Origin of the sequence: Streptomyces phytophilus, from assembly GCF_013870535.1 — a bacterium.
Classification (GTDB): Bacteria; Actinomycetota; Actinomycetes; order Streptomycetales; family Streptomycetaceae; genus Streptomyces; species Streptomyces phytophilus.
In genome coordinates, this window is sequence record NZ_JACBXC010001662.1 from 1 (window position 1) to 1094 (window position 1094).

Sequence of the window (1094 nt, forward strand, 5' to 3'; positions counted from 1 at the left end):
GTGATCACGCCGTCGCGCAGCTCCAGCACCCGGTCCGCCAGGTCCAGCAGCGCCGCGTCGTGCGTGGCCACCAGCGCCGTGACGCCCTCGCTGCGCACCACGGCCCGCAGCAGCTCCATCACCGCGTGGCCCGTCTCCGCGTCCAGCTGCCCCGTCGGTTCGTCCGCGATGATCAGCGCCGGCCGGTTCGCCAGCGCCCGGGCGATCGCCACGCGCTGCTGCTGCCCGCCGGACAGCTCCCCGGGCCGCTGCGCGGCGTGGTCCGCGAGGCCGACCAGCGCGAGCAGCAGCTCCACCCGCTCCTCGCGCTCGCGCGGCGGCACCTTGCGCAGCCGCATCGGCACCCCGACGTTCTCCGCCGCGGACAGGATCGGGATCAGCCCGAACGACTGGAAGACCAGCCCGATCCGGTCCCGGCGCAGCTCCAGCAGCTCCGCCTCGCCGAGCCCGGACAGCGCGACGCCGTCCAGCTCGATGCGGCCGGAGTCGGCGACGTCGAGGCCCGCGACGAGGTTGAGCAGGGTCGTCTTGCCGGAGCCGGAACGGCCCTTCAGCGCGACCAGCTCGCCGCGCGGCACCCGCAGCGACACCCCGCGCAGGGCGTGTACGGCGGTGGCGCCGCTGCCGTACGTGCGGTGCAGGTCCTCGACGACGACCATGGCCTCGGCCGTGTCCGCCGCCCGCTCCCGTACCGCCGTGCCCTCTCTGCCGGTGTCCTCGCTCATGAGTCCTCCCCCTCGTCGTGCTCTTCGCCCTGCTCGTCGTGGTGCCCGCCGTGCCGGTCCCGTTCCCCGCCGGCCCGCCACACCCCGATGTGGTCCCGCTCCGCGGTGAGCCGGACCCGTCGTCGCAGACCGTACCGCTCGACGTACTCGCGCGGGAGCTGCAGCCTGCCGACGCGGTCGAGCACGGCGTACTCCGCGGCCGTCAGCTCCTCGTCCCGCAGCGTCTCGGCGGCGGTGCGGCCGTCGCGGATCTGCACCGTGCGGCGGACCTGGCGGGAGACCAGCGGGTCGTGGGTGACGACGAGGACGGTGGTGGCCAGCTCCTCGTTGGCGCGGCGCAGCGCGGCGAAGACCTGCTCGCCGCTCGCG

General features: G+C 75.4%; 1 protein-coding gene and 1 pseudogene. Both read right to left on the minus strand.

Annotated features, from left to right (window positions below):
• A partial coding sequence (locus H5J30_RS35045; RefSeq protein ID WP_181791832.1) for an ABC transporter ATP-binding protein occupies nucleotides 1–725 on the minus strand: 725 nt, incomplete at its 3' end.
• A pseudogene (locus H5J30_RS35050) lies at nucleotides 722–1094 on the minus strand (ABC transporter ATP-binding protein); the annotation flags it as partial. The gene H5J30_RS35045 and the pseudogene H5J30_RS35050, both read right to left, overlap by 4 nt.